This window comes from Leeuwenhoekiella parthenopeia (assembly GCF_020782115.1).
GTDB classification, from domain to species: domain Bacteria; phylum Bacteroidota; class Bacteroidia; order Flavobacteriales; family Flavobacteriaceae; genus Leeuwenhoekiella; species Leeuwenhoekiella parthenopeia.
On record NZ_JAJGMW010000026.1, the window covers coordinates 13,339 to 29,491 of the forward strand.

7 protein-coding genes are annotated in these 16,153 nt (G+C 44.9%); 4 read left to right on the plus strand and 3 right to left on the minus strand.

The window, feature by feature from the left end; all coding sequences use genetic code 11:
* Positions 1 to 2: 2 nt before the first annotated feature.
* Positions 3 to 2,693, minus strand: a complete 2,691-nt coding sequence (locus tag LLW17_RS15955; RefSeq protein ID WP_228231289.1) for a glycosyl hydrolase — start codon at positions 2,691 to 2,693, stop codon at positions 3 to 5.
* Positions 2,694 to 2,969: 276 nt separating this feature from the next.
* On the opposite strand from LLW17_RS15955, the gene LLW17_RS15960 reads away from it, so the two are divergent.
* The 4 genes from LLW17_RS15960 (at position 2,970) to LLW17_RS15975 (ending at position 12,053) form a co-directional block, all read left to right on the plus strand.
* Complete coding sequence (locus LLW17_RS15960; protein WP_228231290.1) at positions 2,970 to 6,125, plus strand: SusC/RagA family TonB-linked outer membrane protein; 3,156 nt, start codon at positions 2,970 to 2,972, stop codon at positions 6,123 to 6,125.
* A 26-nt stretch (positions 6,126 to 6,151) separates the two neighbouring features.
* Positions 6,152 to 8,257, plus strand: coding sequence for a RagB/SusD family nutrient uptake outer membrane protein (locus tag LLW17_RS15965; RefSeq protein ID WP_228231291.1), 2,106 nt, complete (start codon positions 6,152 to 6,154; stop codon positions 8,255 to 8,257).
* A 95-nt stretch (positions 8,258 to 8,352) separates the two neighbouring features.
* Positions 8,353 to 10,779 carry a glycoside hydrolase family 31 protein gene (locus LLW17_RS15970; RefSeq protein WP_228231292.1) on the plus strand — a complete coding sequence of 809 codons (2,427 nt, stop codon included), beginning with the start codon at positions 8,353 to 8,355 and terminating at the stop codon, positions 10,777 to 10,779.
* 101 nt (positions 10,780 to 10,880) lie between these two features.
* Positions 10,881 to 12,053 carry a sensor histidine kinase gene (locus LLW17_RS15975; RefSeq protein ID WP_228231293.1) on the plus strand — a complete coding sequence of 391 codons (1,173 nt, stop codon included), beginning with the start codon at positions 10,881 to 10,883 and terminating at the stop codon, positions 12,051 to 12,053.
* Between the two features lie 728 nt (positions 12,054 to 12,781).
* Here LLW17_RS15975 and LLW17_RS15980 read toward each other — a convergent pair.
* Positions 12,782 to 13,663: an RteC domain-containing protein gene (locus LLW17_RS15980; RefSeq protein ID WP_228231294.1), complete on the minus strand. Its 882-nt coding sequence runs from the start codon at positions 13,661 to 13,663 to the stop codon at positions 12,782 to 12,784.
* A gap of 42 nt (positions 13,664 to 13,705) precedes the next feature.
* Positions 13,706 to 16,111: an aminotransferase class I/II-fold pyridoxal phosphate-dependent enzyme gene (locus LLW17_RS15985; RefSeq protein ID WP_228231295.1), complete on the minus strand. Its 2,406-nt coding sequence runs from the start codon at positions 16,109 to 16,111 to the stop codon at positions 13,706 to 13,708.
* Between the last annotated feature and the right edge of the window lie 42 nt (positions 16,112 to 16,153).

Sequence of the window (16,153 nt, forward strand, 5' to 3'; positions counted from 1 at the left end):
GTTTATTTGGTTTCCAGGTTAAGCGGAATTAGGGTTACGGGGCCTAAAAGTCCGGAAGGGGTGGGCTCCCAGACCGAAGCATCAAAGGCTTTGTAATCTTTATTCACCATATTGATTTCATAGAAATTCTTCCACTCCTCACCGCGGCGTTCCTTGGCCCGGATGCGGTTTGCCCCCAGATTGGTAACAGCTATTTTAAGAGTGTTGCCTTTAGGTTTTAAATCAGGAAGCCTCAACCGAAACGGTACAGACCAGGCCGTGCCTATATATTCATCATTCAGCCAGACTGCCGCACTTTCGCGCACATCGCCCAGATTGAGCATCCAGGCATCTGCAGGAGTTTCGGGTGTGTCAAAGTTCAAGGTATAGGTAGCAGTACCCGAAAAATTTTCAGCATCTGTTCCGAGTTGAGTCCAGGAAACAAGTGCATCAAGCTGTGCGGCTTCGGGAAGCACGGGGCCACCTGCATCAAAGTTTAGCTTCCATCCTGTATCAAGAACAACTCCGTTACCTGCCGGGATTGCATACTCCCAATCAGCTTCAACGCGCTTCCGGGTTTTGAGGATCAGGGCATCCCCTGAAGCGATCTGCAGACGCACCCGGGTTTTTCCATTTTCAAGACGGGTCTCGGCGTTACCCTGCTTTCGCGTAAGCGGATCGAGGATCACCACATCGGTTGTGGTTTCATTAAGCGGAATAAAATCGTCTATCGCAGCGGCCGTATGATTAACCAGATAGTAGGTTTTAGAATTTCCGTTTGAACGGCGAATGAATTTCAGTCCGCTTTCCACCAAAGTCTCGGGATATACCTCAGCGGCCTGAAGCGCCGGTTCCAGATCGGTCACAACAAGTTTGCTTTGGGTAATCAGTTTGTGGAGCGCTTCGGTTTGCTGCTCGTATTCAAAAAATCCCGGAACGCTTTCCGGCAGACCGGTAAAAATAATAGCGGCACCCTCTTTTTTTAATTCGATCAGCTTTTGCAGGGTTTTTAAAGGCATAAACTGCATTTCGGGAATGACCAAAGCCTTATAGCTTCCACCGGGTAATTCGATTTTACCGTTTACCACTTTGGCTTTTGCCAAAAACGCATCCGACAGAAAATCGACTCCGTAGCCCTTTTTCATTAAGGTAGTTGTGGTTTCGTAAAACGGCGTGTCGAGCAACCACTCGTTAAGCGAATGTATTTTAAACTGAAAAAACAACTGCCCGTCTTTAAAACTGTTATACTGATCGTAAACAGGCCAGTAAAGCAAAGTCTCGTTAGCTGCTTTCCCTTCCTGCAAAACGCTTTGCACATTGGTGAGATAAGAAAACAGGGCCGGAGCGTGATTCCAGATCGTATTTTTAGGGCTAAAGTTAACCGAAGCGTAAAACTTCCAGCCCGGCCAGCCGGCGCTTTCCGGCGAATAGGTAGAGCCGTGTAAAAAGATGTGGTTAACGCCGTTAAGCAGCAATTCTTCGGCTTCGGGCTTGGTTTGGGATAAAGCCGTTTTAAAATGCTCCCGGAGCCAGGTAAAGGTTTCGGAAGAAATCAAAGGTTTACCTGCGATATGTCCTGCCGAAGACGAAAATTTAAGCATCACGGGATCTGCATCTCCGGTACGAATATTTTCAGCCTCGCGTCTAAATCCGGTGATATCATAAGGCATAGAGCCAAAAGTCTCACACTCGGGTATAGCTGCCGAAGCATACAAATCAATCAGATTACCCGGCGAACCATGGGCCTGTAGTTTGGTTTTAAAACCGTGACGGTTTGCCCAATCTGTCCAGGGCTCGTCGAAACGATTCAACAAAAGGTCAGACAAGGTCTCGCGGTAATCGCTTTTAACCCGGTTTCCTAAATCGTTATCGGTATCACTCAATAATAGATTTATATGGGGTTTGAGATCATAGCCGCGATACTTCTGAAAATACTCGAAGAATTTCGGAGTGAAATCGGTGCCATAAACTTCATAACTGTCATTAAAAATCGCCCGGAGATGGCCTTTTAGTTTAGCGAATGCTGTCTCATACGGCTGCACGTAATCTTCAAAAGCTTCCTGTGAATAATGATCAAGGGTAAAACCTGCTCCACCCGGCGCCGAGCGTTTTACCTGCTGCCCGGTTTTTCCGGTAAAGAGGGCATAGAGTGTATAATCCCTATCCTGCGGCGTCCAGTTCAGTTTTCCATCACGTACCTCAGCCGTTAAATCTTTAAAGTTTTCGTCGGAATCATAGGCCAACAAGGCGGTTAGTGTGGCGGGCTGCTTTTCGTTCGCATCAGGCTGTAGTTCAGCATTAAAAGCCTCTCCTTTTTTGAGTTCGTAACGCTGCACAATCAGTTTGGTAGCCGCATACTCCTGTTCTACCTGCGGGCCGCCATAGGGCCAGCCGGTTCCCAGAACCATGTCAACCCCCAGTCCCAGACTGTCTGCAGTAATCAACGTATAATCAAGCATCTCCAGCCACTGGGGCGAAAGATGCGCTAAGAACCGATCTTCTGCTCCTTTAGCCCCATAAATAGGGGTGATTTCCACACCTCCCAGTCCGGCTTTTTGAAAAGCGATGAGGTGTTCTTTGATATTGGGTTTGTCAACAGCACTGCCCATCCACCACCAGCGCGTCCAGGGCTTTGTAGTTTGTTCAACATTGGGCCAAAGATCCGGGGAGCTGGTCACCGGCTCTACCTGTTCCTGAGGTTTGCATGAAAACACACTGCAACAAAAGACTAAAAAAAACAGGTATTTGAACGGAAAAGGCATGGAGTTAATTACGTATAGTTATACCAAAGACGGTTACGAAGTTCGGTTAAAAATAGGCTGAACCTGCAAAAAAGCTATCCTGTGCCGTCCTGTGAAGAGCTCAGTAAACCAAAAAAAAGAAGCAGGACAGTACAGCACGGTAAGTACAGGATACCCTCACAATAGATTTTGTATAATTTTCAAAAATAAATGGCGTTTCCCTACGCGCTCTCAATCCAAAAACCAATTATGATACAACTAAACAAAAAATGGCTTATCATTCTGGGCTGCTTTCTCGTGAGCACCGGGATTTGGGCACAACAAAAGACCATTACCGGTACGGTTACAGACCCTCAGGGTATGCCACTTCCGGGAGTAAATGTATTGGTTCAGGGTACTCAACGCGGTACTCAAACCGATTTTGACGGACAGTACACTATAGCAGCCGACGAGGGTGATGTACTTCTTTTTTCATTTCTGGGAATGAAATCGATTTCGCAAACTATTGGAGAAGCTTCAAGCTACCCGATCACTATGCAGGAGGACAGTGCCGAACTGGATGCGGTTGTAGTGGTGGGTTATGGTACCCAGAAAAAATCGGATCTTACCGGTGCCGTAGCTACTGTAAGCTCAGATGAGTTACTCACTCAGCCTGTGAGTAATGTATTTCAGGCATTACAGGGTAAAGCAGCAGGGGTTGACATAACCAGTAGTGAAAGACCGGGTACAGTAGGCTCCGTACGCATTCGCGGTAATAGATCGCTTACAGCAAGTAATGCTCCGCTTTATGTGGTTGATGGAGTTCCACTTCTTTCCGCCTCGTCTATAGAAACCATAAACCCAAGGGATATTGAATCTATTAACGTGCTTAAAGACGCCTCAGCAACAGCTGTTTACGGTTCTCGAGGTGCTAACGGGGTTATAATTGTTACTACCAAAAAGGGTAAAGTAGGAAGATTCTCATTGAATTATTCTGGTACAGTTACCACATCAAACATAGTAGATAGGGCTCCGGCTATGAGCGCTGCAGACTTTATTGAATTTAGAAGATGGGCGGCTTTTAATTTGGATCCAGATACTTACGCCAATCCCAATTCCCCTACCTTAGAAAATGACACCAATATTTTTGACAGCCCTCTGGATGGTCAGACTTCAAGAGATAATGTGTTACAGGGATGGGAGAATGGATCTTTCGATGCATCACGAGTTCGTAATACAGACTGGACAGATTTTGTTACCCAAACCGGGATTTTAACAGAGCACACATTGAGTGCTAGTGGAGGTACAGAAAAAGTAAGCGCCTACGGTTCTATAGGATACCTAAACAATGAAGGAACCCAAAAGGGCCAGTTTTATGAGCGCTATACTGCAAATTTAAGTGCTACCCTAAAGCCCACAGACTGGTTTAGATTGGATGCAAATTTCAATCTTTCCTGGAGCGAACAGGATTTTGGCTTTTCTACATTGGGCGCGCGCAGCGGCTCATCTCCAAACGCGATTTATGGGGCAGCTAAAAGTATTTACAATATTGCGGTACCCTATGATGAAAACGGAGATATTATTATAAATCCGGGAGGTGAAAACACGATTTTCACCATTATCGATGAATGGAACAGAAGCACCCAACTATCTCAAACGGCACGTGGACTGGGAAGTCTTAGCGCCACATTCGATATTGGTGAGATTTATGAACCGCTAAAAGGGCTCGAGTACTTAATACGCTTTGGACCCGACTTCAGACATTTCCGGGAAGGAGTGTATATTGACGGGAGTTCTTCTCTAAGAATCAATTCAGATGGTTCTCTGGGAACTAATTTTGCCCGCTTAAATAACCGTCGTGACTTATCGTGGACGCTTGATAACCAAATCAATTATGCCACGTCTATTGGTGAAAAGCACAATATTGATCTAACCCTGTTACAAACTGCTTCTTCCTGGAACATCGAAAGTTCGGGAATATCTGCAAACAATATCCCCAAACCTTCTATGCTGTGGAATAATTTTGGAGCTATTGATATAAACAATCCCGAAAATAATGTAAGTATTGGTTCTAATCTTAATGAGCGACAGCTGAGCTCCTATATGGTACGATTAAACTATGGTTTCAACAGTAAATACCTGCTTACTGTTTCAGGACGATGGGATGGTGCCTCTCAATTAGGAGAAGGAAATAAATGGGATTTCTTTTCTTCTGCCGCACTGGCCTGGAGACTTGATCAGGAAGATTTCCTGGCTAATGTAAGCTGGGTAAACAGTCTGAAATTAAGATTGGGTTACGGTACAACTGGTAACTCAGCAGTAGATCCTTACGCTACAAAAGGGGATATCATATCCATATTCCTGCCCTTTAACGGTTTAGCCAATCAAATAGGATATACCACAAACGAACCCTACTATTCACGGTCTCAATTATCACTGGCAAACCCCAATCTGGGCTGGGAGAAAACCACACAATACAATCTGGGTATTGACTTTGGTATTTTAAAAAACAGAATTTCCGGAAGTTTCAACGTTTATAAATCCTACACCTCAGATTTACTAATGTCTGTGAATATTCCAACGCTAACGGGCTTCCCTTCTACTATTGCCAACATAGGGAGAACAAACAACCGGGGTTTTGAAGCTTCTCTTAATTTAATACCCGTAGAAACAGAGCAAGGATTTCAATGGTCTTCAGATCTAAATGCTGCCTGGCAGCGTGATGAAATTGACGAACTGGCTTACGGCGAAAATGACATGGTAGACAACAATTGGTTCATAGGAGAATCTATCGGAGTAATTTACGGCTACGGTAATCGCGGTATTTGGCAGAACACTCCTGAAGATCTTGCCGAAATAGCGCTTTGGAATGAGAACGGCTATGATTTTTCTCCCGGTAATGTGCGCCCCGAAGATCAAAATGGAGATTATGTGATGAATGCAGATGATCGGGTGATTTTAGGCAATACGGTACCGAGATGGACATTAGGTTGGAACAACTCATTCTCCTGGAAAGGATTTGAGTTAAGTACCCTCATTATTTCACGCCTCAATTATAAGGCAAATATTGGTGGGGAAGCGATGACAGCAAGATCCAATCAACGGGAAATAGATTACTGGACACCTGATAATACAGACGCAGAGTTTCAAAAACCCATACTGGGGCAGGCGACATCAGGTTCTCAGGATGAATTTTCGGGTTTGCTGGGAATACGGGACGCAGGTTTCATAAAAATCCGAAACATTTCTCTCGGTTACAATTTTTCGCAGGAACAAAGTGAACAACTCGGATTTAAAAATCTCAGAGTATATGTGCAGGCAGTCAATCCGGGAAGTATTTATCAGGGAGCCGCCTGGTATGATTTTGACACCAACGCTACAATCTTTGACAGAAGTTTTGCAGTAGGATTAGACATTGGGCTTTAATCGAAATTAAAATTTAAAAAATAGAAATGATGAAAATAAATAGCTATTTAATAAAATCTAAGATTCTCGTTTGCACGATTTTAGCACTGGGCCTGGTTTCCTGCAAAGATGATTTTCTTGACGAGGAATTAACAAATCAATACTCCACAGAATATTTTGAAACAGCTCAGGGCCTCGAGGACCTAACAGTTTCTTTATATGGAAATATCCGCTGGCATTTTGGATTTGAATGGGCTTATGCTATGACGCTTTACGGTACCGATGAGTTTACCAATGCAAATGATTTAACCAATGAAATGTGGAATACCTATGACAACCGTTTGGGTCCCGTAGGTGCTACGCGTGAAACGGGTGCGGCAAACGGAAATGCTACTTCTCCTGCAGCCCTGTGGGACCAAATGTATTACGGTATTGCTTCGGCAAACACCATCATTGCAAATGCCGATGTTATTACTGATGAGACCACACGGAACAGATGTTTAGCACACGCCCATTTCTTAAGAGGATATAACTATTACAGACTGGCAGCTCAATACGGAGGAGTGGTATTACAACTCGAACCGGTATCGGGTGTCGTTCGTAATTTTGAGCGTGCAACAGATGAAGAAACCTGGGAACAGGTTATTACAGATTTTAGAGAAGCCTACAATTACTTTGAAGGTGAAATTTACACCTACGGAAAGGGAGCTACCTGGACCAAAGCTACAGCAGCCCATTTCCTGGCTAAGGCGCTGCTCTTCAGAGCATCAGAACGCAATGAGGCTTGGAATGCTTCCTATATCCAGGAAGACCTGCAGGAGGCTATCGATGTTGCCTCATACGCTATTCAGGCACGAGGTGCTTTGACAGATAACTACAGGGATCTTTACGCAAACTGGACAGGTATTGACAGTGAGGCAGAGCAGTTAGATGAAATTTTAATGGCTGCACCACACAACGGAGATGCTTCTACAGTAGGCCGTTTTGGTAACCGCACCTACTCCTATTTCACACCTCAATTTTCAAATTTTTCCGGAGGTTGGGTAAGACGCGGAGTATGGATTGGCAGTATGGACTTCCAACGCCTGCGTCCTACAGAATATACCTACGCCGTTTTTGATCACGTAAATGACTCCCGCATGTGGAAAACCTTTAAAACGGTTTATGGTGTAAACAATGTGATTAATACTAATGTTGATGTAGAAGTGGGAGACCCCGGTATTGTAATGATCTTGAATACCAAAGACGATGATACTTATAATGGATTTACTTTCGGTGCAAATATTCAAAATCCAGACTGGAGGGATGTTAATGGCAGGTTACCCGAATGGCAACTGGGAATGCGTCAGACCGCAACATCAGGTTCTTTAACATCAAACCCCGGTCAATTTGTACCAAACTCACTAGTGCTTTATCAGAACGGCGAATATGTTTCCCCCAACTTTAAGAGCACACCGGTTTCAAACTTTTTTGCCGGTATTAATAAAACCGACGATGGTTCCCGTTTCGCAGAAAGAGGAGATGCGCACCGTGATGTAACCATGGCCCGACTTGCGGAAACCTATCTGGTACGTGCCGAATGCTACGTGCGTTTACAACAATATGGCAATGCCATGAATGACCTAAACACGGTAAGGGCTCGGGCAGCCTGGAAAAATGGGGAAAACCGTTCGTATTATGTAGACGGGTCAGTTGCTTTTGAAAATAACAGTCTCAATACGGGAACTGCAGCAACAAACTATATCAATTCTAACTTAAACATGAATACCTACTATTTGTCTAATCCAGACCTTGAGGTTACCACTGCTGCATCTGATCTGAGTCTAAGCTCCTTTCCCGAAAATCTTCCGGATGAAGACGAGGCTGTACTCACTGCTCTTGGAGTTTCGGGAACGTATGAGCGTGCCTTACATTTTATCTTGAATGAACGCACACGCGAATTATTGGGAGAATGGCAGCGGTGGGAGACGCTTTCACGCACAGGAACACTTATTCAAAGAGCTCGTGCCTTTAACCCGCAGGCAACCAATATAACGGCTAACAAGCACGAATTGCGACCTATACCACAATCCTTTATAGATGGTTTATTAAATGAAGACGGTTCTAATCTCTCTGCTGAAGCAAGAGCCGAATGGCAAAACCCCGGTTACTAAATTCAAATGATTTAGAAATCCATATCTTTTAATAAGAATCCGGTCAGATCTTTTACAGGGTCTGATCGGTTCTGTTTTAATCAAAACCCATAACAATGCGCATTTTACTCGGCTTATTTATCGTCTTTACCGCTTTTAAAACAAACGCCCAAACCGGTCTCGGCAATTTTCAGGAAATTGAAAATCAAAACGAAAGCTACATTCAGATCAAAACAGATAATGCCCATTTGCGTATCGAAATCTGTTCAGATGCCCTGCTCCGCATCAGAAACTCCTGGGATGGAATCTTTGAGGCAGACGAACCCTATATGGTGGTCAACTACGATTGGCCGGCAACCTCCTATACCCTGACTGACTCAGAGGAGCAGCTCATCTTGCAGACCGAAAAACTGAAAGTAGCAATTACAAAACAACCGGTTCAGATCAGTATTTTTGATTCGGAAGGCAGGCTGTTGAATGCCGATGCTTCCGCCGGAAATTATAGAGACAATCAACACGTAGGGGTGCAGAAACAACTTTTCCCCGATGAGCATTTCTTCGGCCTGGGAGAGCGTATGGACTTTTTAGACCGAAGGGGAAAGAAAACCACATTAACGGTTGGCCGCGGTGAAGGTTTACCGCACATCATTGGTGCCTATAATGTTTTGGAAGCCAACTACAGTCCCGTTCCATTTATAATGAGTACACGGGGTTACGGGATATTTTTTCACACCTCTTTTACCTCAACCTGGAATTTAGGACATAGCAGCAACGAAACCTATAGCTTTGAAGCCGAAGGTGGCGAACTCGATTACTACTTCATATATGGGCCTGATTTTGAAGCAATCTTAGACCGCTATACCAGTATAACTGGAAAGGCTCCGCTTCTTCCCAGAGCGGCTTTGGGCCTGCACGTAGGTACTTACAGCGGCGGCACCTGGGGACACGAAGAAAAAACCTCAGACCACTACCCGGTTGATTTGGTTCGTAAATTCAGGGAACTGCATATTCCTATAGACATCCTCCACCTGGATTCTACCTGGCGTATCTTTGGTAAAAATGGCGGCAGCGGTGCCACAACCTTTGAATGGCGGGAAACTTTTGAGAATCCGGAAGCGATGTTCGACAGCCTGTATGCCGAAGGCCTGAGTATGGTGGGGGTGCACGTACGGCCCCGCTTTGATAACGGCAATACGTTAAACCTGCTCGATCAGGCCCGGAAAGCCGGCTTTGTCTATCCGGAGCCCAATAATACGGGAGAATTTGTAAACTTCTTTGATACGAAAGCCGTAGACTGGTGGTGGCAAAACGGGGCAAAACGCCTGGCCGATACCGGAGCCATGTTTTTTAAAACCGATGAAGGCAGTGCCTTTGGCCGAAAGGCTAATGAAAGCAATAAAACCGGTCCGCAAGGGCCCGAAATCAAGCGCCTGCACAACCTCTTTCCTTTGGCCTATGCCAAAGCACCCTATGAAAAGTTTCAGGAATATAATGGTATGCGGGGTATGAATCATACCCGTGAGGGTTATGCCGGTATACAGCGCTATCCCTTTATTTTTGCAGGCGACTGGCCCAGCGAATGGCAGTATTTTGAACCCGTGATTAAGGCAGGCTTAAACATCGGCCTTTCGGGGGTAAGCAATTGGGCGCATTGTATGGGTGGTTTTGAGCACGTGGCAGATCCCGAGTTGTACATCCGCTGGACGCAGTTTGGCCTCCTCAGTCCCATCGCCCACCTCTTTGGGATGGAACACCCCAATTATAAAGAGCCCTGGGCCTATGGTGAGGAAGCTTTGGCCAACTTTAGAAAATACGATGAGCTGCGGTATGAACTTGCCCCCTACCTCTACAGCACCATGTATGAAAACCACCTGACCGGCAAACCCATGATGCGCGCGCTGGTTTTAGACTACCAAAACGATCCTAATGTGTACGACATTACAGATCAATACCTGCTAGGGAATGCTATGATGATTTGCCCTGTGGTGACCAAAGGAGCACAAACCCGAACCCTTTACCTGCCGCAGGGCAACTGGATTAATTACTGGACCGGGGCAAAACATACCGGCAGGCAGTACCTCAATGTGCTTTGTCCGCTTGATCAAATCCCTATTTTCCTAAAAGAAGGCGCTATGATACCCACCCAAAAGCTGGTACAGACCTTAGATGCCAAAACTCCGCAGGAAATCCTATTGAACATCTATCCGGGAACTGAAAGTACGCTCTTGCTTTATGACGACGACGGTAAAAGCCTGGACTATCAGAAAGGCAGACTGAGTACCACTGCGTTCAGCCTTACCGCAGACGAGGAGCACATCCGGTTGACCAAAAAAGAATTAAAACAGGCTTATAAGCTGGAGAACCGAACCTATCGCTACCTCCTTCACCTCGATCATAAACCCCAAAAACTTTGGTTAAACGACAAAGAAGTCAATCTGGAGGGCACTACGTCTGAAGATTTTTCTGTGACTTATAGAGATGGAATTTTAAATATAGGAAGTGGTATTCAAAAAGAACTATTCAGTATTCGTATTAAACCTTAAAAATTTAAGAGAATACGCATTTCCGGCTCCTTATTTTAGGGGATTCTTAAGAGCAACTTCACCTTAGCCTTTTGTAACTTTGAATCCCCAAATAAAATGCTTTGAACCCCAAAGATTTCCGTCGCGTAAAAAAACTGGCCGAATTGGATTTGGACTATCAGGAACTAAAGGAAGAATTGACTCCCCTTAGTAAACTGGCTGCTCAAATTGCCGGCACCGAATTGTCTGAAGTAAATTTCATAGACAACTTCACCCAGTGGACCGTTGCCAGCACTCTGGGTGGTTTTTGCCAGAAACCCCGCGAGGAAGCAATCTGCAACTATACCATCGAAGAAGAAAAGGCTTTGATGATTCAGTTGCCCCGGGATCCCAGATTCGAGAACAGCACCTATGTGGTTGATGAGGGCTATAAACTCTACTACGGTATCCCGCTTAAATTTGATGATAACATCGCGATAGGGGCTCTGTGTGTGGCCGGTAAATCTATAGAAGATCTGGATGACCTTCAGATTAAACATTTGCACCTTATAGCCAGACAAATCGTAAAACAGCTCGAACTCCGCTTTGAATTGAAGCAAGCACAGGATGCGGTATTAAAAGAGCGTAAACTCAAAAGACAGCTCGCACACGATGTACGCAGTCCGCTAAGCGGTATATCTCAGTTAGTGCAGCTTACAGATCTTGAAGATTCTCCCCGTAGAGAATTGGTACAGGTTATCAATCTTATTGCCTCCAGTGCCGAATCGGTTCTTTCCTTAACAGATGAAATTCTGAATGAATTGCTGATTGAGGACGAGTTCAATAAGAGCAAATCGGTATTTACCTTTGAAAGTTTAGGCACCAAATTACGCAATCTGTATAAACCTCAGGCTGAAGCCAAACAGATTGATTTTGAAGTAACGTATGACAGCCTGAAACGTGAATTTACCGGCAAAAACCTTCTGCCTTTAATCGGTAACCTGGTTTCTAACGCTATTAAATTTACCCATAACGGAGGCCGGGTAAGCGTGCATTTAAGTTTGACCGGACTCAAACCTATCGATGAAAAAATCAACATACGCGTGGAAGATACCGGTGTAGGAATGACATCCGCGCAAATAGAAGCAATAAGCATGACCGATTTCCGGGATCGCCTGCAAAGCTCAGATACAAATGGTTTTGGAATGGGCTTACTGTTCGTACGCGAATTGATTGAAGATCTGGGAGGAGATCTTGAAATCAGTTCCCAGCCGAATAAAGGAACTCAAATCACCATCGCTTTACCCTTAATTTAAGGGCACTTCTCCGCTAGAGCTTTCCTGTTCTTTAGCTGTTCTGCTTGCTTGCAATCAACACATTTGCTGTGGCTTCGATAATTTTGAATGCGAATGCAGAATGCTGAATGAAGAGTTATTTTAAATTTTGAATTTTCAACTTTAAACCTTGAACCCGACTCCACACGCTGAACTTTAAACCGATTTCTTACCTCTTAATTCCTACTTCTCACCTCCTACCTGCAACTTGCCTCCTGCCACTGTTCCTGCGCGATTGCATCGCGTACCCTGATTTTACATTTCAAATAGGCCTCTAATTAATCTAAACACCTCCCGCCCATCTGAAGCAAACCTTTTATTGAGGCCTTAAGCCGTAAGCAAATGTATCGAGAACTGTCAGTTCGAGTATTTGATGGAGGCCAAACGCCGAAAGCAAATGTATCGAGAACTGTCAGTTCGAGTGCCGGACGAGGCCTAAGGCCAAGATCGCTTTATCGAGAACTGTCAGTTCGAGTGCCGGACGAGGCCTGAGGCCAAGATCGGTTTATCGAGAACCCTTTTCAGTAACACATATTCTAACCCGGAAGCGCAATAAAACATCCCTCCAAACCTCCCTTCGAAGGGAGGCTTATCCTCATCCCCCCGCCCTTCTCCCGCAGAGAAGGGAGCATAATTTTTAACTAGAATTGTACGTTAATTTGATGATCAGGCTTTTTGAATGCCTATGCCTTTTTTAAACATAAGAATAATCACCCTTCCTCCTGTCGCATCTTATACTCCAGTTTTAAGATAAGTTCTTCCAGGAACTTTGTTCTGCTCCCCTTCCGGGCTTTGATCTTGCCATAGGTCTTATAGACCCCATCCAGTTTGATGTTGAAGAAATCTTCAAAGGAAGCGACCAGCGTACTCAGGTCAGACAAACCATGGTTTAGGTTTTGAGAAGCATACAGGGCATAAATGAGTTCGACCAGCGCAGTCTTAGAACCAGACCACAGCATCACCGGGTGTTTTTGAGGGAGAAAGGCCGCTTCACTCCCCGGGTTGAGCGCACTTAGGGCATCGCGTACATAGTGAATCAGACGGTACATCGCCTGTACCTTGGCCCAAAGCATATCGTGCGAACTGCTAAACTCGGGATAATCGTAATAGTGAATCACCGGGGTAAACGGAAAGTTTTGCTGGGCATTTCGGGTAAAAAACTGATGATCCAGATAGGTATGCCCCTGCTCCATATACTGTACAAAATCCATATTCCGATGAAAGAATTTATTGATCTTACGCAGTTCCTTCTTGTAAAAGCGGGTCTGGAAAGAAGCCCCCGCTTTGGGTTTGCGCACCTCACAGGAGCGCATTTCAGAAAAGTAAATCAGGTAACTCATAGGGCAGGGCTTGAGGTGTTTGAAGAAGTTGATCTCCTGAGGCACATCTTCAAAATCTTCCTGCTCCACCAGCTCCTTTAATCGGGCAAGTGTTTTTGCAGCAACTTCGATCCCCAGTTCTGCTTTTTTAAGGGCTTCGGGCACTACCATAACCCGTGCATTTAAATCATCGTGAAAGTGTTGTATCGCTGCAGTAAACATGGACGCATCTGTAAAACAAGTGAGAACATCGTGAGGCAAATGTAAAGGCAAGGGCGCAGGATATATAGGGATAATCTGGATGCTAAGATAAACTTATCGAGTGGTGCGCATCATTTCGAGTTGCTCCAAAAGAAAATTATCATCGGTTTGCACAAATGCTTGTTTAGGGATTAGGCTTGCTCCCAGTTTTCGCTTTTCAAAATTGGCACTCATACCAAAATCAATACGTTTCATATAGAGTTTCCGTGCCCTTAAAATACTTTGATAGAGGAGCTGCCTGTAGGTTTGAAACCCATTCAGATACCGGTAATCCATTCCGATGAGGCTGGGTATATAGGTGCCGGAATAATTAATATAGCAAAACATTATGCCTAGTAACCGGCCGTCATCAACAGCTTTGAGCACTATAAACTCCCAGTTGGGATGGGTACGCATTGCCTCAAATACCTCAGGCGGATAGGTAAAGGTATTTAGACCGTAATTCTTTGCTTTAACCTGTAAATACAGGTCGTAATAGCGCTTAATGTTCTTACTGCTCACCCTTTTAAGCACTCGGCACGTAACGAGATTCAGATAAGGTTCTATATCTTTTTTAAAATGCTTTTGGGAACGTTTGGAAAGATAATGGAAATAGTCTTCTCCCATTTTGTCGTGCAAGTCCTGTAATACACAGGATTCGGGCATGTCAATCGGTATATAGCCCTGATCTTGAATAATTTTAGACCATTTGTAATTCAGGTCAAAATCACGCAATACGGTCATGGAAACCTTCCAGTCATGAGCAAGGTTTTCGATGTACTCCAGTAATTGCGTTAAAGCCAATTCTACCTGAGGATGTTCTTCATTGAGATAGAGATGGTTTCCTTCGGTAAATAAACTGCCCAGAGAAAGCACCCGGGAGGTCTGTAGATAGGGTTCGGCTTCGCGTTGTTTCTCCAGCTCCCGGGATACCGAAGCCGGAGCCAGCATATCGTTTTTCCATAGGCTTTCGGTTAAAAAGGTCATCAGGACCGGGCAGTTGGCATCATCCACGATTTGTACATATTTAAAGCGCCAGTTATGCTCCCGTTCTTTAACCTGTTTAAAGCTTTCTTCCAGAAAACGGAGCCCCTCCTGATCCAGCATATTTGTTCTTCCTATGTTAGAATTCCAATGATAGTAATCGGTGTCAGCGATGGTTTCAAATTCCTGCAGTTGTAATTCATAATTACTATTGGCAAAAGGCTTTGGATCTTTAAAATCCATTCGGAAGGCTTTACCTACCCTGGATCGGGAATTGTGCGTGGCCATCAGGGCAAAATCATAATGGGTCAATAATTGCACCACCAGATGATCTATATCGTCAAAGGCATTGTGATTTGAGAGGGTAATCCGAAGCCCGGTATTTTTGGCAGGGACTGCGGGAAACAGGCCCAGATTTACATAGATACCCTCCTCCATCAGGCGTTTAACGAGAAAATAGCCGCTGGCCGGCAGGCCGGTACCTATGTAAAATACTGGTGAACTGTTGCGGGCAATGAGCGGTAAATGGGCTTCAGCAAGCTGCTGATTGAAATAATCAATTCGGGATTTAAGCGCATCCTGAAGGCAATAGATCTCGTCTGATAAATGAATTTTTGCCGAAGCGATGGCTGCTCCCACAGCACTGGGCTCTAACTGGGCAGAAAAGGTTAGGGGCCCTCCAAAGTTTTTAATTTGATGATAAAACTTTTTATTGGAACAGACCAGTACAGAGCCCGATGCCCCGAAAGTTTTGCTCAGGGTTCCAAAAACCAAAACGTTTTCGGGCAGGGTCTCCAGCTGGCTCATCACATACCCCATGCCATGCCGGCCTCTCCAGCTCATCCCATGCACATCATCAAAATAGAGGTGCAATTGCGGGTATTTTCTGGAGAGTTCCAGCAGTTCTTTAACCGGGGCATAGTCACCAAACATAGAATAGACCCCATCTGCCATATACCAGATTTTAGATACTTTAGATGAAAGTTTTTGAATTAAGCTTTCCAGGAAATCCAGATTATTGTGACGTATCAGTTGTACCGGGATGCCTCTTACCTTTAGAAGTTGGGCTGCATTTTGCACGCTCCAGTGCACCTGATGATCCAGGATCACCGCATCCTCATCGCGAACCACGGTGGGGATCACTGCCAAATGCCCAAGCGTACTGTTTTTGGTGATGATCACCGGGTTTTCAAAGAGCAGCTCCAGCTTTTCTTCGAGTTCCTCATACAGCGGATGAGAGATGTAGGTTTTCGATAACGGAAATTGGGTCCCATAGCGCAGAATAGCCTGCATAGCTCCTGTTTTGAGCCGGCTGTCCTGCTCAAGACCCAGGTAACCGGTATTACCAAAATGATAACAGGCTTTCCCTTTGACAGTAAGAACCCGGCCTGTAAATCGCTTATCCTCGGCACGTAGATGTACAATACCTTCAGCCTTAGCTTCGGTGATTACTTTGTCAACCGTATCCAGAAAATGGTTGTGTTTTATTTGAGCCATAGCAATAAAGTTTGGTTAATTCATATCGAAACTAATCAATTA